The following is a 23,868-nucleotide window of genomic DNA, read 5'->3' on the forward strand; positions in this document are numbered from 1 at the left end:
CTACCCAACGCGGCCATACAGCTTTTGAAAATTAGGGATATGCTTTTCCCATATCGGAACATCATCACCGACGATGGCTCTGAGCGTTTCGATAAATAGTTTTGTCTTGATGGGGGCATCTCTGTGCGGGTAAACAGCATAAAAAGTGCCGAAGTCATCTAAATGCAGCTGCGTCATTATCGGGACAAGTTTGCCCTCCAGGATTTCATTATCAATCATCTGGGCGGTAACCACCGCAAGTGTGTTCCCCGCTACCGCACTTTTTGTGACCATTTCAACATCATTCACTTTATAGGCCACCTTCAGCTGAAAGTGCTTGCTCTCGTTGTTGTCATCCAGATACCTGAATTTATCAATCAAGAGCCCCGGCGCAGCGTAGGCTGTCGCAGGTAATGACTCCAACTGTTGAACCGTGTTGATTTCTCCATACTTTTGAATGAACTTAGGGGAAGCAACAATCAATAACCTGTTACGCGCTATTTTTCTGATAATCAGGCTGGAATTTTTCGGCTTGCCGATACGAAAGCCAATATCAAACCCTTCCCTGACCATGTCCACAACCCGATCTTCTAAACGCAGTTCAATATCGACATCCGGGTATTGTTGCTGAAATACCTCTACCGCTTGCTGAACATACTGCCGACCAAACAAGGTCGAGCTGGTGATGCGCAGTACGCCCTTGGGCTCGGCATGGTAATTCTGCGCCAGCCGGTGCGTATCATTTAACAAGGTCCGTAATGACCTGGCCTGATTCACCATTTCGCTCCCGGCAGCGGTTAAAGATAGCGAGCGCGTCGTTCGGTTTAGCAAACGAACGCCAAGCTCATCTTCTAATCGGCTGATATGTTTAGAGATGACCGATCGATCAACATTTCTTTGCTCAGACACTTTGGTAAATGAACCGAGTTCTACCACTTCGAGTAGCAGTAATAATCGACTAGAAAAATCCATACGCTTTCTTTTTTGTTGCATTAAAAGCACCAATTATATGCCAATTAGCACATTTTTCCTCTCCTATAATATTCCTATAGTAACCACACATTGAGGGCTTGAACTGACACAACCCATTTACTCAAGTGAGGAAGATTCCATGAACACACTATCGATTACCCACAACAACGGCATTGCAACAGTCACTATCAATAATCCGCCAGTGAATGTTCTAACGATTGAGCTAATCAATGAAATCAACGAGTTTGTGTTATCGCTAAAAGATGACCGTGATACAAAAGTAGTGGTATTCAAATCACTCCACAAAAAGTTCTTCCTGGCTCACTTAGATTTGCATGTGATCAACGGTACTCAGGGTGGCCAGGCAGCATCGATCGAATTCAATCACATGATTGCCAACATTAAAGCAATGAAGCAGATCTCTGTGGCTGTGGTTGACGGTGTAGCACGAGGAGGCGGCAATGAGTTCGTCATGGCGTGTGACTTGGCATACGGCACAGAAACCGCCGCCTTTGCCCAGCCTGAAATTCACGTCAACATCCCGACTGGCGGCCAGGGTGCGGTACATTTTGCAAGACGAATGGGCAAAAACAAGGCGCTACAAGCACTGCTTCTCGGTAATGACTTTACTGCCCAGCAAGCAGAAGCATTGAACATTATTACCCAGTATGTACCAAAGGCAGAAATGGATGGCTTCCTAACTCAAACACTTGGGGTGATTAGCCAGCTAGAAGTTCGAGATATCGTGATGTACAAAGCGATCATCGAGGCATCAATCAAAGATGAAAATGCAGGTGCGGAATTGGAATTGCGCTACTTCCTGGAGCGCGCAAAAGAAGAGAAGACCCAGGCCATTATCGAGGCATTTCTTAAGCACGGCGGACAAACTGAACGTGAAGCAAATGATATTCAGGGCATCTTTGCCGACACCGCCGCCGAGCTTGCCAAATAAAACATAACCTTAAATCATCAACAGCATGCGCAACGGAACATAGTCGCAAGCATTAGGATCCAAGTGCTCAGACGCTCCCCCCAATATACTGAGGCTGGGGGGAGCGAATGGATACCGAAACTGCGAAGTTCCAAATTGTAATGACATTTCTGACAAATTCACACAAACCCATACAGTAGCTTTTATATCTCTTCAGCATAATTCCCTGCAGCATTAATAATAACTATGGAATCATTGATGAAGCTAAAGACGTTATACAATATTTCTAAAACAATATATGGGCCCCAAAAAAAATACAGCGTTTACAGAGATCAATGTAGGTTCTGTTTCCGGTATATAGCTAGTCCTGGAACGGCAAAAGCTATGCAATCAATGCAGAATGACAAGAACATAAGAGAACTTTTTAAGCTCAGACCAAAAATCTACGATCAACCAATGCACCCTCATGTGTGTGCTGATTGGGACAAAAAGACTCGCCTAAGAAACCTTTATGCTCATTTCAATTTCATGTCCACCGAACTTGGTAAAAAGTGTAAGGAAGTCTATTCAGAACAAGGATACAAACTGTTTTCAATCCAGGGTAAAAATGGCGAGAACTACGATGTGCGTCTTTATATGGGGGAATGGCGTGAAGGTGGTTTAGGTTTAGCAATAACAAATGAACTATCGCAAGATATTTATTTCACCACATTCAATATTACTGAACACAGAGATCTGTTTATTGGTTGCGTACAGGGTTCAAGGGGAAAAACAGAAAGTCTTCCTGATATCATTAAGTCCCTTACAAAAGCTCAGCATGGAATGCGGCCTAAAGCGCTTATTGTTGAGCTGACGTTGATGTTTGCACGACACTTTGGCATCAGGAACGTCTATTGCGTCACAAACAAAGGGCACATTTACAGCGCGTCACGCTTTCGCACCCATAAACAACGCAAGAAAGTATTTTTCGATTATGACGCCTTTTGCACTGAGCTAAAAGGGGAGAAACACAGCAAATATAGATTCAAGCTGCCTTTGGATAAAACTCGAAGAGATCTAAGCACTCTAAATCGCACCAAGAGAAAAATGTACTGTAAGCGATACGAACTGCTCGATAAGTATGAACAGCAAATGGCAGCATCGCTTAGCAGTTTGAGATAATCGTTTCTTAAACTAATTTTCACGCATGGGCGACACTTGGTAATAACCAATACGCCACTTTGATGAAGCAGATCACAAATAGATGACTCTTGCTCTCAATTAAGCATAACAAGCTTTAGGTTAACGGCTTTCTTCTATGGTAAATTTCCATATCAAAATACTGGCATATGGAAAATTGGCAGTAAGATTGCTTTACACCCAAATAGATTAAAAGAGCTAAATAATGAGTTTAGAGAACAACACGGAACAAAAACACGCTTGGCAAACCACTATGCCGCACGACCAATTTGAGTTTATGAAGAAGGTACTGGCCTCGCCTTCGCCAATTGGTTTTGAAGCCGCAATGAGCTATGGCGTTATTAAACCTGAATTTGAATCTTTTATGCCAGCCGGATGGGGAATTCATCAGTTTAAAGGGAATGCCGGTTTAGTTTTTGATTCGCATCCTGGTCGTGATGATCTGGTAAGCGTGATGATTGTTGGCCACGCGGACAAAATCCGCATGCAAGTACGCAAAATTGATGACGACGGTAAAGTATGGATTAACACCGATTCTTTCTTGCCTACAACTCTGATTGGTCATGAAGTCAAAGTATTTTGCCAGCACCCGGATGAAGCAGGTAAGTTCAAAGTGGTCGAAGGGTGCACTGTTGAAGCTCTGGGTGCGATTCACTTCTCCACTCCAGCTCAGCGCACAGGTGAACAAGGTATCAAGCCAGAATCAATTTATCTGGAGCTGCACACCTATGGCAAAGATCGTAAAGCACAAGTTGAAGCTTTAGGGCTACGTCCGGGTGACCCGATTCTTTTAGACCGCCCAATTAAGCATGGTGTATCTCAGGATACTTTTTATGGTGCTTACTTAGATAATGGTCTGGGTTGTTTCTCTGTAACAGAGATTGCGCGTTTAGTGGCAGAAGAAGGTCTTGATAATGTTCGTGTCCTTTATACCATTGCTACTCATGAAGAGATTGGCCGATTTGGCTCTACACAATTAGTGGGTGAACTTAAGCCAGACGTATTAATTGCGACTGATGTAAACCATGACTACGAAGCGGCACCGGGAATCGGCAACCGTAAAATGAACCCACTTAAGATGGGTGATGGCTTTACCATTGGCCGTGGCTCTGTCATTTCAGAGTTTTTAGTTCAGTCGTTAGAAAATGTCTGCCGTGAGCAAGACATTCCTTACCAGTTAGACTTCTCTGGTCGTGATATGGGTACAGATGGTATGGCAGCTGCGTTAGCCGGCGTTGATAGTGCAGCAATCACCATTGGTTACCCAATTCGTAACATGCATACATCGTCAGAATCTGCCCACACGGGTGATCTGCTTGCTTCTATCCATGCTCTTGCCGGGCTATTACGCCAGTTTAATGCAATGAACGATGGTAAAGGCATTACACGTGATGATCTGAAAAATAGCCACATCCGCTTAGACCACATTTAACTCATCGTTAATTCAAAAACATTCAGAGGCGCATAACAGCGCCTCTTGTTGTTCTTATGTATACCCGCTAGCGGAACCCAAACGATGCCAGATCGAAGTTGGTTTACCCAACCGACAAAGCACTATCGTTAAAGCCTCAGCTACTGAATATTGTTGCTGACTGGAATGACACTCTTACTCAGGGGATCACAGAAGAAGAGATCGAGCTACGAAACAAATCACGTAATATCGCTATTCAGTAGAGTGACATTTTAGCGATGCACAAGAGTCGTTCCTGCTACTGACAACCTTGTATATGGCATCCATGTTGATACTTTCTACCTCGGACTTCACCTCCACCTCTTCTAACCAAAAAACATCGAACAGTAGGTGAAGATCGTTAGCAAGTAGCTGCTCTACGGTTGGTCTCGGCTCAACATTTATCTCGACGGATAAGAGTTATTCATTTTTGCATTGGAAGATTCCACTACGGCAATTAGTGGCATTCATCTCGCCTTTCTATGGGTTAGAGGTATTCATAACTGGTAATTGTTTAGCCAGATATGAATATCTCCTATTCGTGTTGTTTCTCCGTCCGATAACGCAACATGCATTTGAAGACATTTGAACTGGAGAGCAATATGAGAGGCTACATCCCTGTAATCATTATTTTTTCTGCTTACTTGGTATTCTTTTTCAACCTTGTTACTCGTATGGCCTAGCCACCAAGCCACACAAACTTTCTTCATCGGTTATTAAATTATGCAAGTAATAGAAATTGACGGTTTTATCTCCTTTACCCTTGCCATCGTGCTTTTATTTATCGGCAAGTTCGCTACGATGCGATATCAGTTATTACAAAAGTACAGCATTCCTGAGCCGGTTATTGGCGGTTTTATTTGTGCGATCGCTGTTACCACTGTTTATGCATTGTTTGATATAACGCTTGAATTTGATTTAGCGATAAGAGACACATTATTACTCTACTTTTTTGCCGGCATTGGCTTAAGCGCTAGCTTTAATACCCTGATATCCGGCGGTAAGCCTCTATTTATCCTTACTCTGCTTGCGGTTATCTATATCGTTTTGCAAAACATCGTGGGCATTAGTATTGCTTCGTTACTGGGGCTAAAGCCTTTATTGGGTTTGATGGCGGGTTCCATTTCGCTAATCGGTGGGGTTGGAACCACAATGGCATGGTCTCCTACCTTTGCAGAGATGGGTATTGAAAGTGCCGCTGAAGTGGGGCTTGCTGCAAACACCCTAGGTTTGATCTCAGCTTGTTTAGTCGGAGGACCGATAGCAAACTACCTGATAAAAAAACATAAGCTGTCACCAAACTCTGACCACAATTTAGACATAGGTGTATGCCACAACGAAACCACCAAATTAGACCACTTTGGGTACTTGTACGCGTGGTTAATGCTAAATTTGAGTTTGATCCTGGGTTACTTTATCAATATCGGCTTTGAAACCATTGGCTTGCAACTGCCTATGTTTGTCGCGTGTCTTGTTGCTGGCATTTTGATTGGTAATGGTAAGTCTCTCCTATTTCGCAAAGAGAAGAGCCAGAATGAACAACTTGGTCAAGCACTCATTTCTGATATTTGTTTGGGTATGTTTTTAACCATGGCTCTGATGGGGCTACAACTGTGGCAATTACAAAGCACGCTAATGTTTTTGGCGACGGTAATGTTCTTCCAACTATCGCTTTCTATCGCCTTTACTGTCTGGATTGTTTTCCGTTTTATGGGCAAAGATTACGAAGCTGCGGTCATTGGTTCCGGTTTTGGTGGTATCACGCTAGGCTCTACAGCAACCGCAATTGTGAATATGACGGCTGTTACCCAACAATACGGTGCTGCCCACAAAGCATTTATTATCGTGCCCTTAGTCTGTGGATTCTTTATCGATATTGCGAACGCTCTAATCATCAATACGTTTATTTCTTTCAACTTATAAGTTGAAATAAGAGATGTCTAAGCATATGTCTTACAAAATGTAGCGGGGTGAAAAGCTTCAGTAGGTCAAAAAATAAAGCCCCGATAAACGGGGCTACGTAGCGATTAAATCAGAAAATCTTCCAGAGATTTTCCTTCATTATCGATAGCGTGTTTCACTGGGGCAGGCATTCGACCTTGGCCAGTCCAGGTACGCTCTTCACCATCAATAGTGTATTTATACTTGGCTGGACGAGGCGCACGCTTAGATTTCTTAGGCGTATCAGCTAGCGTTGCCAGCAACTCTTCTGGATCGATACCATCAGCAATCAGCATTTCACGGTATGCGTTTAATTTGTGTTCTTTTTCTTTCTCTGCCTGGCGAGATTCCGCTTCCGCTTCTTCACGCTCAGCAACCACAGTCTGTAATTTTTCAAGCGCTTCTTGAAGTTGTTCTAGAGTAAATTCTTCTCGTGCAGCCGCGCGCAGAGAGCGCAAGTTCAATAGTGTTGTAAATACGTCGCTCATAATTCTGATTTTAATAGAAATTTGAGCGGCTACTTTATATCAATTTAAAGAGTTGGACTATTTATAATTGACAAAAAAACAATATTCTTTTGATGGTAAACACCTCTGAGTGCACGCTTTCAACATTGAGGGTAACTACTAACTCATTTTTCTCTTAAATGCCCCTTCTATGTGGTCTCCCAACAGCAACTGGCTGATTTGGTCGAGGGTTACTTAACTCTTGGTGCTTGACTCCACAACACTAGAAGATACAATTCGTATATGTTTTATATATAGATCACTTATCAATGGGTATTGTAAAGATTTCTGAAGAGCTTCATGAAGAGATAAGAAAAGCAAGTTCTGTTATGTCTCGTTCTATCAATTCACAAGCAGAGTTCTGGATAAGAATTGGCATGCTCGCTGAGCTTCACCCGCAACTATCGTTCAACCAGATAGTCTCAGAACTGATGAAATCAGCCGATGTCTCAGTGGCAAAAGCCGCGATAGAGAAAGGAAGCACCCATGAATCATAGTGTGAAGATAAAATCTGCTAGTGAAATTGATTTAATGCGCAACGCTGGCAAATTGCTTGCGCAGGCATTTCATATGTTGGATTCGTATGTGAGACCAGGTATCTCAACTATGGACATTAACGACAAAGTTGAAAACTTTATTGTTAAAGAGTTGAATGCTCGCCCCGCAAGCAAAGGCCAATACGGCTATCAGTATGTTTTAAACTCATCGATTAATGAAGTCGTCTGCCACGGTGTCCCCAACACAAACCAGTTACTGAAAAGCACAGATATCATTAACTTAGACATTACGCTGGAAAAAGATGGTTTTATTGCCGACTCCAGTAAAACGTATGTAATGCCGGATGCTACACCTTTGGCCAAAAAGCTCGTTAAAGTTACGTACGACGCAATGTGGGCCGGTATTGAACAGGTTAAACCTGGAGCCAGACTTGGCGATGTTGGCCATGCTATTCAGCAATATGCCGAGCGCTATGGCTACAGTATAGTCAGAGAATACTGCGGCCATGGTATTGGCCGCGAAATGCACGAAGATCCACAAGTACTTCATTACGGTCTGCCAAACCAAGGGCTCAAGCTCAAAGAGGGCATGATTTTCACGATAGAGCCTATGGTGAACCAAGGTGCAGCCAAAGTTAAAACGAAAAAAGACGGTTGGACTGTCATCACGCGAGACAAGAAACTTTCAGCTCAATCAGAGCATACCATTCTGGTGACGAGTTCTGGCTATGAAGTCCTCACGTTACGAGGCGAGGAAACACGGCCTCACAAAAATTAGCGGGATTAGTGTGATTACCGAGGGAGACTGACGGACTAATTACCGAGGGACTTTGTCGTTCCAGCAACCTGATCAGACAGGTTGCTCTAACTCGTCTCTGCCCCGAAACGAGTTAATATAAAAACTCATTAACAAGCTATTCGAATGCTTTTTTTAATACATTAGTTAATGCCTAACGATAAATTGCGCTTCTTGTGAGCCATTACCGCCTTGCAGGTGGTAATGGATTAAGAGTAATAAGCCACTGATTCCCAGTGACAAGGAAGAGCGACTTTTATCGGCAGGAGGTCGGAATTAGCTTGGTAAAGGAAAAATATTTAAAAAAGACTTATTTCTAAGTACAAATATTAAGCATTAGTCTATTTCTGGTAGCTCATCTTTACCCATCCAGTCTAGCGGGGATGCTAACTCGACAAAGTCTTTATATTCATCCATATCTATAGAGTCGAACTTATTTCTGATATAGAAAAACTTAACCCAAAGAAGTGCAGGTACTCCTAACATTTGCGCATCTGTGTCATATTGATGTTTTCTGTACTCTTCAATTAGAGTCTTGCAGAGTTTCTCTAAAGGTGTCTGTTCTTGAGTCGGACTCCTGCGATCTCCACCAAGAAAAAATATTCCCGAGTGGGATTTTCCTGCTGAATCAAAGTGAGACGAGAAAGTTTCTTGCAGATATTCAAGTAAGTAGAACCGATAAATGCCAGATGTATACGGGTTAGCTACAGCATTCTGATGAGAATAGATCTTAAAATTAGGTGCATATTCACGTGGGTCGAAGTTCATTTCAATATGGCGCATATGAGAGCTTTCTGGTATGTAAGTTTGTAGGAAGTCACTCAAATAGATAGTCTTCTTACTATCCCCATTCTGCACCACTCTCTCAAACTTGCCACTTACTATCTCATCAAAAAGATTCTGATCTTTCTCTTTGATGCAAAGCAAAGCTGTCAACATCAATATATCAATCTTAGAGCCTCTAGGCATATTTGAGATTGTAGCTACTACTCTATCTGCGATTTGGATAGCAGTACGAGCAGAAACCTTAAAGGCATCAAGAATAACCGATATATTTCGTAGCGTTGTTTTTGCATCTTCATTAAAAGGGAGTACTTCAATTTTTAAGTCTCTTAAGTAATCGCCAGAAAGCTTGCTAGCATCGCTGTGCACTTCTAGAAAGTTCTCTAAATTCGGGGCCTTAAGGCTATAGCGACTATTAAAGAAGCGACCAAGGTAAATCTTAGCGTCAAATCCCTCGCCATAAACCGCCTTTACCGCATGCTGTAGTTGTTCAGTGTCAGTTGCAACCACAAAAACAACGCCATCAATATCAAATATATGCTTAATTGTTTCGAGCATTTCAACAGCATAACTAGGCCTACAACGATCTAGTTCATCAATGAAAATGAAAGCTGGTAGTTCTTTATTTTTAAGGCCAACAACTGCGGATACCCATTCGAACACACTTGTTTTTAGGCTTTCTATAGCTGCACTTTTAGCATCATGTTCATCGATTAAATACTTAACTGCCTCAGAAGCTGCAAAGCTCATATCAATAGGTTTGCCGTTTTCATCTGCTAAATCTTCGCCATCTTCCCCCCTGATACTACCGATATTTTCATTGTCATTATCGGCATTCATAACTGCCACAGGATCAATACCGACATATCGCTTGAATAATCCTCGACCTATACCCGGTGCAGCCGCTTTCAATAGACCTATAAGCTTACGAGGAACTTTAAACTCAGTGGAATCTTTATCTTTTCCTGCTTGCTTTCTCAATTGCTCGATGATGGAAGAAATTACCGTCATTAAAGGATCATCAGAGTAGTCTTTTTTCCACGCATCTACGTAGACAACGGGGTAATGCTCTTTAATATCTTCAGACCAACGTTTAAGAAAGTATGTTTTACCTGCCCCCCACTCAGCATTTAAATTAAGCACATAATTTCGCTTTTGGTCACCAGCATCTCTTGCTTTATCAAAACCTTGAGATGCAAGAAGTTTTGTAAGGAATGTCGCGTATCTAACCCTTCCTAATTTATCTTCAGGAAAAAAATTATTCTCAATCCTTAGCCCTTTAGACCAATCCAGCTCAACTTGCTTAACCATTTAATTCTCCGATAGTTATTACTAACAATTTTAGAGTTTACGATGATTTTTCACAGATAAGCAAAAGGTTTTATATGGGTATTTGTGGTTACCAGAGACATTTTTCATCTCAAGATTCGAGGTTATTTTTTCTAATGCATATTAATTGAATTAGAACCCCAACTCTAAATTGTTTATGTCCATTTCTGAGTTAGCGGCAGCCATCCCATGCACCTCAAACTTCCTGATTTGGTCAAGGCGTATGAGGCAAAGTGTCAGATCGAATATGAGTCAGTACAAATTATCACCAAGCGATTCCTCTTCGACCTAGCCCACCAACTGCTCAAGGCTCTCTTTATTCAACAGCGGATGTGGCCGGGCGCCTAGTACCAGCACAATATCCACCGATGGAAGGGCTGGCATGTTGTCGAGAATTTTTAGATCGTCGGTGACACTAATTCTTCCCATCGCACCAATAGCCATGCCTCCTCGAACGATAGCACGCTGCGCAGAGGCTGTATTACAACAGGCAAGTAGCTGATAAGGCGTACCTCTCTTGGTCAGGCCGTCTATGGCTGCTGCGTGGTACTTACAATCCGATTGGAATAAAGCCAGCGGAATGGGCCGCACATCGTCGATTTCGAAATCCTTGCTAGCAATCCAGACTCCCTGATCATTGGCCAGCCAATGCCCTTCTTCGCTATCTGGGGCACGAGTAAGAATCGCAGCATCAATTTTATCGTCATCCAGCCACTCTCTGAGCGTGACACTTGGCTGGCTGAATACCTGAATTGAGCACGTCGGCTCTGCTTGTTTAAGCGCCCGGATCACTTTTGGCAGAATGATGTCGTTGTAGTCTTCGGGACAACCAAGGCGGAAGGGACGCTTATCTTCATAACGTTTGACCTGATATAGCGCTTTATTGTGCAACGCCACTAACTGCTCAGCATGCGAGCGCAATTCCAAGCCGGCTTCACTTAACACCAGATTACGACCTTCCTTCTCGAACAGACTAACACTCAGTTCATCTTCCAGTTTGCGCATCTGAGCGCTAAACGCTGACTGAGTGCGATTTATCTGTTTCGCGGCACGAGTAAAGCTGCCTATTTCGACAAAAGCGAGAAAGCTTCTCAGCGCATCAATATCCATACTGGGTCTGGCTATCCATCAGTTTTATTAATGTAATCCATCAAAACTATCCGTTAGTGCTCAATAAAACAATCTCTTAAGCTAAAAACAAATCATCAAGAACAATACGTAAGGAGACATTGATGCAACTTTATATCGGCAACCAGAACTATTCCTCCTGGTCATTGCGTGCCTGGCTTATCTTCGCGCAGTTTGACGTAGAGGTAGATATCATCAAGCTGAAATTGTTTACCAAAGACTTCTACCGCACTCTTGAGAACATCGCACCAACGGCCAAAGTCCCCACCCTGGTTGATGATGATGTCACCGTATGGGATTCACTCGCTATTCTCGAATACATCAACGAGGCATACCTTGGTGGTAAAGCCTGGCCAAGCTCGGCCAAAGAAAGAGCCAAAGCGCGCGCTATTTCGGCTGAGATGCATTCCGGCTTCTTTGATATCCGCAATGAGCTACCGATGAACTGCCGCGCCAAAAGGAAGACCGCCCTCAGCGAGGGAGCCGTTAAAGACATCGCGCGAATAGATGCAATTTGGTCAGAGCAGATGGAACAATACCCTGACGGCTGGTTATTTGGTGAGTGGTCTATTGCAGATGCTATGTATGCCCCAGTCGCCCTGCGAATACAAACCTATGACATTGCACTGTCTGACAAAGCCAGGCGGTATCAGCAGAAACTACTCAATAGCCCCGCTATGCAAAGATGGCTGGCTGAAGCAAGTTTAGAGACGGATATTGTCGAAGAAGACGAAGCGGGAGCGCCTATCCCCGCTTTATTTCTGACTTTTCAACTAAATCATTAAACCTATCAAAAAGGAAGTCCAAGAATAACCGGATTCGTTTTGGCTGGTATTTCTTACTAATATACACAACATTCAAGTCGGCACTTGAAACTGACATCGATGTAGTGAAGTTCTTCATATAGCCGTTAAGCACGGTGACAAGGCGTTGGTTATTAATATCAGCTTGTACGTCTAGGATGGATTTAAGTGCAATCCCCGCCCCCTCTAATGCCCAGCGCCTTATAACCTCGCCATCATCTGAGAATCGCTTAGGTACAACAGTGATTGCTCTCTTTTTGTCATTTTCCTGAAAATGCCATGTCTTTAGCTCTTCATCATTTCTGAGCATAGCCAGACAATCATGACTCACCAAATCCTGAGGCTCTAATGGTGTACCATGCTTTGCCAGGTACTCAGGCGATGCACATAGTACCCGTCTGCTAGGTGACAGACGTCTTGATATCAAACTGCTGTCAGCAAGCTCCCCATATCTAACAACAATATCCATACCAGATTCAGCGATATTAGTAATTTGATCGTTCAAATATAAATAGGGCACGACATCTGGATACAATTCAGAGAACTCATTCAATATAGGAAGAATATATTGTTTTCCGATATCCTTTGGCGCGACTATCTTTAACGAGCCTTTAACCTCTTTCACCCCATTCTGGATAATATTCTCTACCTCAGTCACATTATCCAATATCTCAATACAGGCTTTGTAATATAGCTCGCCAGAATCTGTCAGTGACACGTGCCTTGTATTTCGATTCAGAAGCTTTACACCATACCGCTCTTCAAGTGCCTGAAGCCTTGCCGTCATCGTAGCCGGAGATAGGCCAAGGTCTCGCCCCGCAGCAGCCAGCCCCTGATGCTTCACGATACTCACAAACATTGCCATATCAGAAAACTTATCCACCGGCCCTCCTATTATTTAGTTTTTCCGAATAATGAATTCACATTTTATTCAATTATCAAAAATTAGCGAATAAATATAATGGCAGTTATTAACCGAAAACATAAAGCAGAACAACTTATGACCGAGGTGAAAGTACATGCTGTAATGATGGTATCAACCTTGTTCATGTTGAGAGCCACCAGACGGATCTTGATATTGGTATTGAAAAATCAGTGAGCAAAAAAACTAATGTTAAACGACCAAAATAAGATGAATATCATGAGCAAATTATTCCAGAAAACACACCTTAAAAGCTTAGATTTACAAAACCGCGTAGTTATGGCCCCGATGACGCGTGCTCGCACAAGCCAGCCAGGCAACGTACCCAATGAAATGATGGCGACTTACTACAGGCAACGTGCTACCGCTGGTTTAATCATCTCTGAAGCCACTCAGATATCAGATGACTCTCAAGGCTATTCATTTACTCCCGGTGTTTACACCGACGAACAAGTCAAAGGTTGGCAACCTGTCACAAAAGCAGCACATGACCAAGGTGCGGCTATATTCTGCCAGCTATGGCATGTCGGTCGTGTTTCTCACCCAAGATTTCAGAACGGTGAACGACCTATCGCGCCATCTGCATTAGCGCCTGTTGAGACTAAAGTTTGGATATCTGATGGCAAAGGTAACGGCAATATGGTTGATTGTATTCAACCTCGTGAGATGACTCAGGCAGATATCGAGCGCGTTGTAAAAGACTTTGCTTTCTCAGCAAAGCGCGCTGTAGAAGCGGGCTTTGATGGTGTCGAGATCCATGGCGGTAATGGTTACCTTATCGACCAATTCCTGCGTACAAACTCAAACAAGCGTGCTGATAATTATGGTGGCACTCGTAAGAACCGTATCCGCTTCCTGCTTGACGTTGTTGATGCCGTGATTGAAGCCATTGGAGCAGATAAGGTAGGTGTTCGCCTTGCCCCATTTATCACTTTTAAAGATATGGATTGCCCTGATATCGTTCCAACAATCCTTGAGGCATCGAAAGAGCTGCAAGCTCGTGATATCGCTTACATGCACTTATCAGAAGCTGATTGGGACGATGCTCCAGTGATCCCTGAACGCTTTCGTATTGAATTACGAGAGATTTTTACTAACACCATCATTGTTGCGGGTAGCTACACACAGGAACGCGCAGATGAAGTGCTTACAAAAGGTTACGCTGATCTAGTCGCCTTCGGTCGCCCATTCGTGTCGAATCCAGACTTAGTTTCACGTTTGAAAAATGACTATGCACTCGCAGATCTGGATGGCGCAACTCTGTTTGGCGGTAATGAACATGGCTACATTGACTATCCAACATTCAGTGAAATCAATTAGGTCCATAGGAGAGAAGAATGAAACATATAAAGCTGATTGCCATTGCTATGGTTAGCCTACTACCAACGGGCTCTTTCGCTCAGGATGTACAGACTTATTTTGGTGTTAGCTACGAGCACGGTAACGTTAACACTGATAACCGCCATACTAATGTTGACGGTCTAAAATTCCAGGCGGCAAGTGAAATGGAATGGGGGAATATCAAAGGATCGTCAGCAACCCTCACGGGTAACGGTGCTGATTACGATAATTATACCCTTGCCGTCGAGAAGCCATTTGGTATTCGGCAATCCAACTTCTTTGTCTCGCCAGAAGCCGGTGTAACCTATGCCCGTTATCATGATGAACAGCTAAAAGAATCTGATTTAGGTGCAATGGTAGGGGCATCGCTAGGCTACAACATCAATAAACAGTTCCAGATAGTCAGTAACTATAATCATTCTTTCGGAATGAAATCGAACCAAGCCAATATTAATGAAGATAGCCTGAGTGCCGGGCTTAACTATCGATTCAACTGATATTAAAGCAGCTTAATCAGTTGTTCCGGGTGCTCAAACAGATGCGTAGGTGATGCTTGCTCCAGCTCTTCCCTTGAACCATAGCCCCACAACACACCAGCCGAATCGAGCTGGTTGTGTTGTGCAGCGGTTAGATCAACAGCTCTGTCACCAATCATTACAGCATTTTGGCTAATCGTATCGGCCTGGCGAAGCGCCTCAAGCTGCTGCCATTTTTCAATGCCAATATCACCACCGCTTACAAACTCAAATACATCAAGCAAACCGAACATAGCCAGGATTTTCTCGGCAAAGTCAGCCCGCTTTGACGTACAGACGCCTAGCCGGCAGCCTTCTTTTTCCTTCAATGACAGCAGTACCGGCTTCATATCCGGATACAGATGGTTTTCAGAGTAACCTACTTCGGCATATCGCTCACGATACTTGGCAACTATCATCTCAATGAACAGCGGATCATGGCTACCTGTCAACTGAACAAATGTTTGATCCAACGGCGGACCAATATAGGCCGCTATATCGGCTTCGCTTTGTGGAGCAAAGCCATAATGTTCAAGGGCGAAGTTAAACGATCTGACAATACCTAGTTTTGGATCGCTTATCGTGCCATCCAAATCAAAAATCAACCATTCATAGCTCATGAGACCTCCTTGTTCACATTCATATTCCTTCACATGTCAGTAGCTAGCGGATTCTGCTAGGAAGAAAAGGCAGCAAAAAGAGCCTGCTTGGACTCGTCAAAAACTACTGACAATTCTGAGGCATCCAGCTGACTAATATCCCCTTCTTTAGCCGACTTCTCAAACGCCAGGCACACTTTATGAAGCCTTGTCAGCCCCATCGTTCCTGCCGCCCCTTTCAGGGTATGGGCAAGGCTTGAGACTTGCGGCAAATTACCGTTATCAATTTCAACCAGCAGTTTCTCAAGAGTCTCTGATGAAGAGTCGACAAACAAACTGATCAGCTTATTTACCTGCGCTTCACCCAGCACCTTCAAATCGCTGCCTAATACGTTTTCATCCAGCAAAGGCCACACTTGTTCGTTGTCCACTTCGTACTGCTCCTGGTTTTGCTCTTTCTCGTGATCCGACATGTCATCTTGCACAGCCGAACTTACCTTGTCTTCTACCACGACCCGCTTATCACCCGACAAAATGCTACCCAGAGTCTCCACCAGCTGTTTCTCGACCAAGGGCTTTGGCAAGAAACCGGCAAAGCCGGAAGCCAGGTAAATTTCGACTTCTTCACGGAATACATGGGCAGAAAAAGCCACCATTGGTGTCGGCTCAAACCAAGCCTCCTTGTGCCGTGCCTCCTCGATCCGTCGCAGCTTATGCAGCAAAGTCACCCCGTCGGTATCTGGCAGGTTGATATCAAGCAAAGCAATATCAAACTTCTGCTCGGCGTAGGCCTGCTCGGCCTGCTTGCCATCTTCGGCAATCACCACGGTATGACCGAGTCGGTGCAAGAAACCTTCGGCAACCAGACTGTTTACCGGGTTGTCCTCTACCAACAATATATGTGCAGAAGATAAAGCCTGCGCCTGACTATCAATAACATGAGAACGCTGCCCCGGCTGTAGCTTGAGGGTAAACCAGAAACAGCTCCCCTTATTCGGGATCGAGCGAACACCAATCTGACCGCCCATCGCCTCAATAATTCGCCTGCTGATGGCAAGCCCCAATCCGGTGCCTCCCATCGTCTGACGCCCTTCAAGTGACTGCTGGAAGGCATCAAACATACTTTTCTGTTCATCCTCGGCAATACCAATGCCGGTATCTTCAACTTCAAAGAGCAGCTCGTCGGCAAAGGTCGGATCCTGCCGCACCTGTATCCGTACCTGCCCTTCGTCGGTGAACTTAATCGCATTGCTGACCAGGTTAACCAGCACCTGCCTCACCCGAGTCGCATCGCTTACCCAATAATCATTGGTACCGGGTTCGATGTGGCTAACCAGCTTAATGCGCTTGGCCAGGGCACGGCTCTCAAGCATATCGTAGACATCTGACACCAACTCAGACAACGAAAAATCATTCAAGCGAATATCAAGGTGTCCAGCTTCGATTTTCGAATAATCGAGAACATCATTAAGAATGTCCAACAAAGACTCACCACTGCGGTTAATCACATCGAGATATCTCGCCTGTTTGGCCGTCAGCCCCGTATCAGCCAATAACGATGCCGTCCCCAGTACACCATTCATCGGTGTACGGATCTCATGGCTCATCGTCGCCAGGAAGGCAGATTTCGCCCGGTTGGCCTTTTCTGCTTCAGCACGCGCCTTGGCATGGTTCTCTACTTCCAGATTGAGTTTGCAGTTGGCCTTTTCCAGCTCGCTGGTTCTTTGGGCCACTAAACGTTCGAGGCTGGTTTTGTGTTGTTGTAACTCGGAACGAATTTTTGATTCGACCTGTGCCAGACGATGGCGCTCATAGGCAGTATCTCGCGCAACCATAATGGCCCGCCCCATCTGTGCCAACTCATCTTCTCCCTGCACAGACAGACGGATTTCCAAATCGCCGCGCGCCAATGACATCAAGGCATGGCTATAGTCGTTGATCCGGCTAATAACACGGGCATATACATAGCGCCACATGATCAGTACCAGAACCAGCAAGCCAACCACGGAAATACCGATCAGACTGTTTCTCGCCACCGTCAGCGTCTCGTCAACTTTGGTTACGGCCTGCTGGGTGCCTTCATTCGCTGCGGTGATAATATCGCCAACCGTCTGGTTAAGCTGCTGGAACAGCACCAGATTTTGCTGCTCCATCCGCTCGACATCTTTCCTCGCATACAATAGCTGTTCTTGCGTGCCGAATAACATCCCGCCATGGTTCAGCGTCTTCGTTAATTCGAGTAACTGCACCGAACGGCTCGGATCTTCTACCGATTTAACCCGATGATGCATCACCGAAACAGCATTGTTATAGCGCTCCTTAATCGCCAGCAGTGATGTGATGCTGTCGACCCGGCTGGAATCATCAAGCATATTGATCACCTGCAAGGAAAGAAACCGCAGTTCAAACAGGCGCTCGGTAAGGTCCATATCCACTTCGACCAAGCTATCCAGTGCCTTAAACACCGCCGGCGTATCACCGGCATCGACAAGATCGTAAATGCGGGAAACATTCGCCACCGCAATGGTATTGGCATTGGAGACCTGAGACTGAGACAGGGAGTCTATCTGCAAGGTGGCGTTGGCCATTTCTTCGGTCAGTGTATTGACCTGAGCCTGTAAATCGATTTTCCGTCCGACAAGCAGCCCCAGCATTGCAAGGTTGTCGACAATCCGCTTCACATCATCTTCCAGCTGCCCCACCAGGGTTGATTCGAAAGAGTACTGCTCCAGCTCGCGCAAGCTGTGCTTCAGTCCTTCGATATGAATCGTCAGCGCTTTACCCTGACGTTCTCGCTCCTGCTCAGTGGTCGACTTGGCCAGCACCTGTGCAGTGAAAATAATCCGGGTACTGAGGTCGGAAAGCTCGCGCGCCTCGGCCAACGCCGGTACCGCGGAGTTAATTACCGTTCGTTCAGTTTTGGCGACCAAAGAGAAGCCAGCCACACCGATAACCGCGGCAATAATCATCAGCCCGGCCATCAACGAGAAGGCAATCAGCAGTTTTCGACCGATGCCGCTAGGAGTGAATGTCATACAGAAGAACCACAACAGGAAAAATTAGGTTTAACCACACAAAATAAAACATTACTATTTTGCCAGCGATGCAGGTATAGATGCTATTAATCATGAATAAAATGCGAATTTTTTCTTTCTTATTACTCTTTTTTTCTTTTCAACCGGCCTACGGGGTGGAGATTATTTCCCACAAGCCCCCTTTTGCCAGCGATAAACAGTCGCGCACCATCACTTATCAACCGCTGACAACGGCATCTAAGCCCTGGAAAATTTGCAGCGTGTACCCGCACCTGAAGGATTCCTACTGGCTTTCGGTTAACTACGGCATGGTTGAACATGCCAAAAAGCTCGGTGTTGAACTGAAAGTGCTGGAAGCCGGTGGGTACCCGCACCTGGAAAAGCAACAGACCCAAATCAAGGACTGCCACCAATGGGGAGCCGATGCCATTATTCTTGGTACTGTCGACAGCACGGCCTACCAGGGAATACTGTCTCAGCTCACCGGGGAAATTCCGGTCTTTGCCACAATCAATGATATTGATGTCACTGATCCCGATATCCGCAAAAATATCACAGCCAAAGTCGGGGTAGACTGGTACGAAATGGGCCAGGCTGCAGGCGAGTTTCTTGCCAAGCGCCATCCTCGCGGCAGCGGCATTGTCAATATCGCCTGGTTACCTGGACCTTCACAACGCGGCGGTACCAAGCCGGTTACCCAAGGGTTTCTGGATGCGGTAAAGGACAGTGATATCAATATCATTAAAACTATGTGGGCAGATAACAGCAAAGAGCTGCAACGCAACCTGATCCAGAAACTTTTTGCCAGCGGCCAACACCTTGACTATATCGTTGGCGGTGCGGTTGCAGCGGAAGTGGCAATCAGTGAGTTGCGATCCAACCACAAGTCAGACGATATCAGCATCGTTTCCACCTACCTCAGTCACGGTGTGTACCGAGGTCTGCGTCGCGGCAAAATTTTATTCGCCCCGACCGATAAAATGGCTCAACAAGCCATGCTGTCTCTCGATCAGGCCGTTCGCCATCTTGAACAGAAGCCAATCGAGCGCAATCTGTCACCCATAATTGAGTGGCTGACTCCTGCACATCTACCAAAAGATGTCATTGCCGATTCCCTGTCACCGGCAGAGTTTCGGCCTGCCTTTAGTGTCTACGACCACAAGGTTCGGCGATAATCAGACTAAGCTCTCGCATCACTATGATTTATTGGCATATTATCGTTGCCACATAGCTCAAGCTATACCCATTAGGGCGATTAATGTTACCCACCTTTGATTTCAACCCTTTGGGTTGTACTTCTTTGGTTCGCTTTGATATTAATGTTTATAGTTTTTTCTATTGATAATATACATCATCTTAGTGGAGTCCTGGATGCAAGTAACGACCCGCACAATGCAAGCCAACAAGCACATCGCCCTTGTGGCACATGACAACTGTAAGACGCACCTTTTGCGTTGGGTATCAGAGCATAAGGACAAGTTGCGAGCTCATACATTGTACGCAACAGGAACAACCGGCCACATGCTGTCTCGCGAGACTGGCCTTGAAGTAAATTGCTTGCTAAGCGGCCCGATGGGTGGTGATCAGCAACTTGGCGCCCTGATCTCAGAAGGCAAAATCGATATGATGATTTTCTTCTGGGATCCACTCAATGCCGTTCCGCATGACCCGGATGTGAAGGCACTTCTGCGTATTTCTGCAGTCTGGAATATCCCGGTTGCAACAAACCGTGCCAGCGCCAACTTCATGATTTCATCGCCTAAGCTCGACGAAGAAGTGGATATCGAAATCCCGGATTACAACGCCTACCTTACAGAGCGCCTAGACTGATATACCACTCTCTATATCAGCAGCAAAACATTTCAAAGCCTTCTCCCTGAGAAGGTTTTTTCGTTTTCATCCCCGAAAATCTTGATTTTACTCACCTATTCTCATTCCTTGTCAGGCAGGTGGCTAAATTTGGCCTATGTTAATAAAAACTAAAAAATCAGCAGAAGTGGTGGCACATGAAAGCATGGAAATTAACCCAACCGGAAGGACTCGGCTCCCTGACGCTATCTCGCGCCGCAAAGCCAGCACCCGCCTCGGACGAAGTCTGTATTCAGGTCATGGCTGTTGGCCTCAATCCTATTGACTACAAGCTTGCGAGCTGGGGCTATGCCACCTGGCAATACCCGCAGATCATCGGGCTTGATGTTGCCGGCATTGTTTCCGTGGTAGGAAAAGGTGTCACCCACTTTCAGCCAGGTGATCGGGTGTTCTGTTTTGCCGATCCCCGCCAGGCGGGTGGTTTTGCCAACTACACCGCAGTCAAGGCACATGCCTTGAGCCGCATCCCCGACACGGTCAGCTTCGAACAGGCCGCCGCGCTGCCCTGCGCAGGCTATACGGCGTGGCAGGCTGTCCATGACAAACTGGATCTCAAACCCGGACAAAAAATAGCCATTACGGGAGCAGGAGGAGGCGTCGGGGGATTTGCCGTCCAGCTGGCAAAACTGGCAGGCGCAACAGTCTATGCCATCGCCGAAAAACGGCATCATCATCGCCTGCTTGATTATGGCGTCGATGCCGTGATCGATCCAAAAACCGAGAATGTTGCCATGCGGTTGATTGAGCTGACCGAAGATCAGCTGGTACATGCTGTTATCGACTGTGTGTCAGCAAAATCAGGCAGTATTATGAGTGCCCTCATCCGCTACAACGGCGAGATTGTTATGGTTGCCGATCAATTTAATCAGGTGCCGCTGCTGGCCACCACCAAAGCAATCAGCTTGCATGAGGTGGCACTTCACGGTACCTATGCCCATGGCACACTCGAGCATATCCACCATCTGGCCGATATCGGCAATACGCTCAGCAATCTGGTTGGGGAAGGAAAGCTGGATCCCATGATTGAGGAGAGCCTGGCGTTTGACAGACTCACTGACGGGCTAGACAAGCTCAAACAGCAACAACACAGCGGCAAGCTGGTTGTTACTGTCGGATAATCCTGCTCATTTTGAACTTGGTGTCATCATAGCTGCCAATTGCCCGTTGCCCGTCGTCACTAGCTTCTGGCAGCTTTCATCCGTTTGATTTTGTTCATCACCGGGTATTTTTCATCAATCAGCTCATTGATAAACGGCGACGTTTTTTCTGGATCTGCGCACACCCAAACATGTTTTTTCGCCCGCGTCAGCGAGACATAAAACAAGCGACGCTCTTCGGCATCGCTGAAGGCTTCATTTCGGGCTTGCAGACAACCAGCCAGCCCAGTTTCACGATCAGGCGCCGGGAAGGTCCCTTTGTTCACATCCAGAATGAATACGTAATCCGCTTCCCGCCCTTTACTTGCATGGCAGGTCATGAAGTCCAGGGACAGCTGCGGCCACTGACTCTGCCACTCTTTCAGCTTTTCAGGGCGCTGATTGTTATTACGCCCGAGTAGCAACACCGAGGCTGGTTTGCTATTTTGCGAAGCCAGCTGTACCAACTCCTGCTCCAGCAAATCCTGACAAAGAAGCGTCACCGCCTTGCGTTTTTGCTTCTTGAAACTGGTCAGGTTCTTTTTCAGCTGCTGAGGGTTTTGCTGAATAAACACGTTGGCAACTTCGCCGATCATGCTGTTAAATCGATAGGTAGTACCTAGCTCGGTAATATGGCTCGAGCCAAAGCGTTCTTCAAAACCGGTCGTCAGGTTAACATCGGCACCGGCAAAACGGTAAATCGCCTGCCAGTCATCACCAACGGCAAACAACGTCGGGTGGGTCTTTCCTTCCTGTGACGACTTACAAATTGCCTCAATCAGCGCCAAACGGTGTGGCGAGATATCCTGATACTCATCCACCATGATAAAGCGCCATTCCGGCACATACTTTCCTTCAACGACATACTCCGTCGCTTTTTGGATCATGGTGTTAAAATCAATTTGCTTATTGGCCTTCAGGTATTGCTGATAAGCGCGGAAACATGGCCACAACAAGGCCAGCTCACTCTTCATCCGCGCATGCGAGGCATTGCCTTCACTGGTCTCGATACTCTGGCTCAACTCTGATTTATTTGCTCCTCGCTGACCGATAAGCTCGATATGGCGCCAGATCCAGGCGGCCAGCTGCTCGCTTTTTGCCTGCTTCTCCATCGAGTTATCTGCCTTGAACCCGGGGATCCGCCACTGGGTCAGGTGTTTCTGCCAACGCTTGGCGGACGCCGCTGTCTGCCATTGCTCGGTCAGCATCCCGGCAATCCAGCTGGCGCGGGCTTTTTCATCCAATGCCAAGGGAGAAACATTCGGCTGCTCGCCTTCAACAGATTTGATGATCTGGGTACCCAGACTGTGGAAAGTAGCAACTTTGATGTTGTTATTTACTTTCTGACCAAGACGCTCGCCCATTTCCTCGGCAGCCTTACGGCCAAATGCCAGCATCAGGATCTCTTCTGGCTGCGCAACCTGATTGGCAATCAGATAACCTGCACGCGCAACCAGCACACTGGTTTTACCGGTACCGGCTCCCGCCAATACCAGGTTATGATCTTGGTTGATAAGCACTGCTTCACGCTGCGATTCATTCAGGGGCGAGGACTCAAATTTATCAAACCAGGATGACCACTTTTCAGCTTCTTGTCGCAGCCATTGCTTATTGGTTTCTTCCACCCATGGGGCATTATCTTCCAGCCAGGGCGTGACTCTCTCAAACGCCATAGGGCGAAACGACGTGGCCAGTTCATGGGACAGCCCCGTCATTGCCAGCGATTGTTGCAGAAATTGGTTAAGGCACTGATGTTCAGACTGGCGCAAATAGCTTGTCTGACCGGCAAAGGCATCTATCCGGCTTAGCATGTCAGGCAGCACGCTATCGAGTTTCTCAACCCGCCCCTGCGCCCAGCTTCGATAGGCTTCGAGCAATATTTCGGCAAACTGTTTGCACTGGCTCCAGGGTAGCCCGTGTACCGTCCAGCAGTACTCCTGATCGGCCGAGGTGATTTCCATTGATCCCCAAATCACACCACGATGCACAGCAATCGCACCATCCCAGTCATCAAAAGGGATTTCCTCCGACTCGGTCTGACTATCCAGGATCAGGCTATTCTCAGCCAATTCAATGCTGCAATAGTCTCCCTGAACCAACCACTGTGCTAGCCAACTGGCTGTTAAACGCATGCTGTCACCCAAAGCTTTCCAAAAA

At 45.9% G+C, this 23,868-nt stretch carries 21 protein-coding genes; 13 read left to right on the top strand and 8 right to left on the bottom strand.

What is annotated here, in order from left to right; genetic code table 11:
• Entirely contained in the window at nt 1-951 is a 951-nt protein-coding gene (locus tag EIZ48_RS08695) for a LysR family transcriptional regulator (RefSeq protein WP_160650335.1), read from the bottom strand.
• Nucleotides 952-1,090: 139 nt separating this feature from the next.
• Between EIZ48_RS08695 and EIZ48_RS08700 the strand changes: the two genes are divergently transcribed.
• The 5 genes from EIZ48_RS08700 to gltS all read left to right on the top strand — a co-directional run bounded on the left by EIZ48_RS08700 (nt 1,091) and on the right by gltS (nt 6,434).
• Nucleotides 1,091-1,903, top strand: a complete 813-nt coding sequence (locus EIZ48_RS08700; protein WP_160650164.1) for an enoyl-CoA hydratase/isomerase family protein — start codon at nt 1,091-1,093, stop codon at nt 1,901-1,903.
• Nucleotides 1,904-2,140: 237 nt separating this feature from the next.
• On the top strand, nt 2,141-3,043 hold the full coding sequence (locus EIZ48_RS08705; RefSeq protein WP_160650166.1) for a VirK/YbjX family protein: 903 nt from the start codon (nt 2,141-2,143) through the stop codon (nt 3,041-3,043).
• A 223-nt stretch (nt 3,044-3,266) separates the two neighbouring features.
• Entirely contained in the window at nt 3,267-4,493 is a 1,227-nt protein-coding gene (locus EIZ48_RS08710; protein WP_240152913.1) for a M20/M25/M40 family metallo-hydrolase, read from the top strand.
• Nucleotides 4,494-4,591: 98 nt separating this feature from the next.
• On the top strand, nt 4,592-4,735 hold the full coding sequence (locus EIZ48_RS08715) for a hypothetical protein (protein ID WP_160650168.1): 144 nt from the start codon (nt 4,592-4,594) through the stop codon (nt 4,733-4,735).
• A gap of 499 nt (nt 4,736-5,234) precedes the next feature.
• Nucleotides 5,235-6,434, top strand: coding sequence for a sodium/glutamate symporter (gene gltS, locus EIZ48_RS08720; RefSeq protein WP_160650171.1), 1,200 nt, complete (start codon nt 5,235-5,237; stop codon nt 6,432-6,434).
• 104 nt (nt 6,435-6,538) lie between these two features.
• On the opposite strand, the gene EIZ48_RS08725 is transcribed toward gltS, so the two are convergent.
• Nucleotides 6,539-6,940 (bottom strand): H-NS family histone-like protein, encoded by a 402-nt coding sequence (locus EIZ48_RS08725; protein WP_160650173.1) that lies wholly within the window; start codon nt 6,938-6,940, stop codon nt 6,539-6,541.
• Nucleotides 6,941-7,227: 287 nt separating this feature from the next.
• Between EIZ48_RS08725 and EIZ48_RS08730 the strand changes: the two genes are divergently transcribed.
• Together EIZ48_RS08730 and map are read left to right on the top strand one after the other, a co-directional pair.
• Nucleotides 7,228-7,455, top strand: a complete 228-nt coding sequence (locus tag EIZ48_RS08730; RefSeq protein ID WP_160650175.1) for a ParD-like family protein — start codon at nt 7,228-7,230, stop codon at nt 7,453-7,455.
• Nucleotides 7,445-8,233: a type I methionyl aminopeptidase gene (map, locus tag EIZ48_RS08735; RefSeq protein ID WP_160650177.1), complete on the top strand. Its 789-nt coding sequence runs from the start codon at nt 7,445-7,447 to the stop codon at nt 8,231-8,233. The genes EIZ48_RS08730 and map overlap by 11 nt, the downstream gene beginning before the upstream one ends.
• Before the next feature lie 354 nt (nt 8,234-8,587).
• On the opposite strand, the gene EIZ48_RS08740 is transcribed toward map, so the two are convergent.
• Nucleotides 8,588-10,345 carry a KAP family P-loop NTPase fold protein gene (locus tag EIZ48_RS08740; protein ID WP_160650179.1) on the bottom strand — a complete coding sequence of 586 codons (1,758 nt, stop codon included), beginning with the start codon at nt 10,343-10,345 and terminating at the stop codon, nt 8,588-8,590.
• A 306-nt stretch (nt 10,346-10,651) separates the two neighbouring features.
• Complete coding sequence (locus tag EIZ48_RS08745; protein ID WP_160650181.1) at nt 10,652-11,473, bottom strand: LysR family transcriptional regulator; 822 nt, start codon at nt 11,471-11,473, stop codon at nt 10,652-10,654.
• A gap of 122 nt (nt 11,474-11,595) precedes the next feature.
• Here EIZ48_RS08745 and EIZ48_RS08750 point away from each other — a divergent pair, with 122 nt between their 5' ends.
• Nucleotides 11,596-12,276 carry a glutathione S-transferase family protein gene (locus tag EIZ48_RS08750; protein WP_160650183.1) on the top strand — a complete coding sequence of 227 codons (681 nt, stop codon included), beginning with the start codon at nt 11,596-11,598 and terminating at the stop codon, nt 12,274-12,276.
• Here the strand turns inward: EIZ48_RS08750 and EIZ48_RS08755 are convergent.
• Entirely contained in the window at nt 12,236-13,177 is a 942-nt protein-coding gene (locus EIZ48_RS08755) for a LysR substrate-binding domain-containing protein (RefSeq protein WP_160650185.1), read from the bottom strand. The two genes, EIZ48_RS08750 and EIZ48_RS08755, sit on opposite strands and share 41 nt — an antisense overlap.
• A gap of 258 nt (nt 13,178-13,435) precedes the next feature.
• Here EIZ48_RS08755 and EIZ48_RS08760 point away from each other — a divergent pair, with 258 nt between their 5' ends.
• Together EIZ48_RS08760 and EIZ48_RS08765 are read left to right on the top strand one after the other, a co-directional pair.
• Nucleotides 13,436-14,536, top strand: a complete 1,101-nt coding sequence (locus EIZ48_RS08760; RefSeq protein ID WP_160650187.1) for an alkene reductase — start codon at nt 13,436-13,438, stop codon at nt 14,534-14,536.
• Between the two features lie 17 nt (nt 14,537-14,553).
• Nucleotides 14,554-15,054 carry an outer membrane beta-barrel protein gene (locus EIZ48_RS08765; protein WP_192928499.1) on the top strand — a complete coding sequence of 167 codons (501 nt, stop codon included), beginning with the start codon at nt 14,554-14,556 and terminating at the stop codon, nt 15,052-15,054.
• Between the two features lie 2 nt (nt 15,055-15,056).
• On the opposite strand, the gene EIZ48_RS08770 is transcribed toward EIZ48_RS08765, so the two are convergent.
• Together EIZ48_RS08770 and torS are read right to left on the bottom strand one after the other, a co-directional pair.
• Entirely contained in the window at nt 15,057-15,692 is a 636-nt protein-coding gene (locus EIZ48_RS08770) for an HAD hydrolase-like protein (protein ID WP_160650188.1), read from the bottom strand.
• Nucleotides 15,693-15,748: 56 nt separating this feature from the next.
• Nucleotides 15,749-18,706, bottom strand: coding sequence for a TMAO reductase system sensor histidine kinase/response regulator TorS (gene torS / locus EIZ48_RS08775; protein WP_160650190.1), 2,958 nt, complete (start codon nt 18,704-18,706; stop codon nt 15,749-15,751).
• A 101-nt stretch (nt 18,707-18,807) separates the two neighbouring features.
• On the opposite strand from torS, the gene torT reads away from it, so the two are divergent.
• The 3 genes from torT to EIZ48_RS08790 all read left to right on the top strand — a co-directional run bounded on the left by torT (nt 18,808) and on the right by EIZ48_RS08790 (nt 21,693).
• The gene (gene torT / locus EIZ48_RS08780) at nt 18,808-19,881 is read left to right on the top strand and encodes a TMAO reductase system periplasmic protein TorT (RefSeq protein WP_160650340.1); all 1,074 of its coding nucleotides are present in this window, start codon (nt 18,808-18,810) and stop codon (nt 19,879-19,881) included.
• Nucleotides 19,882-20,077: 196 nt separating this feature from the next.
• A complete protein-coding gene (locus tag EIZ48_RS08785) occupies nt 20,078-20,536 on the top strand; it encodes a methylglyoxal synthase (RefSeq protein WP_160650191.1) in 459 nt (152 codons plus the stop codon).
• 176 nt (nt 20,537-20,712) lie between these two features.
• The gene (locus tag EIZ48_RS08790; RefSeq protein ID WP_160650192.1) at nt 20,713-21,693 is read left to right on the top strand and encodes an alcohol dehydrogenase catalytic domain-containing protein; all 981 of its coding nucleotides are present in this window, start codon (nt 20,713-20,715) and stop codon (nt 21,691-21,693) included.
• Between the two features lie 59 nt (nt 21,694-21,752).
• On the opposite strand, the gene helD is transcribed toward EIZ48_RS08790, so the two are convergent.
• Complete coding sequence (gene helD, locus EIZ48_RS08795) at nt 21,753-23,843, bottom strand: DNA helicase IV (RefSeq protein WP_160650194.1); 2,091 nt, start codon at nt 23,841-23,843, stop codon at nt 21,753-21,755.
• Nucleotides 23,844-23,868: the final 25 nt, after the last annotated feature.

Origin of the sequence: Photobacterium alginatilyticum (assembly GCF_009910675.1) — a bacterium.
Taxonomy (GTDB): Bacteria; Pseudomonadota; Gammaproteobacteria; order Enterobacterales; family Vibrionaceae; genus Photobacterium; species Photobacterium alginatilyticum.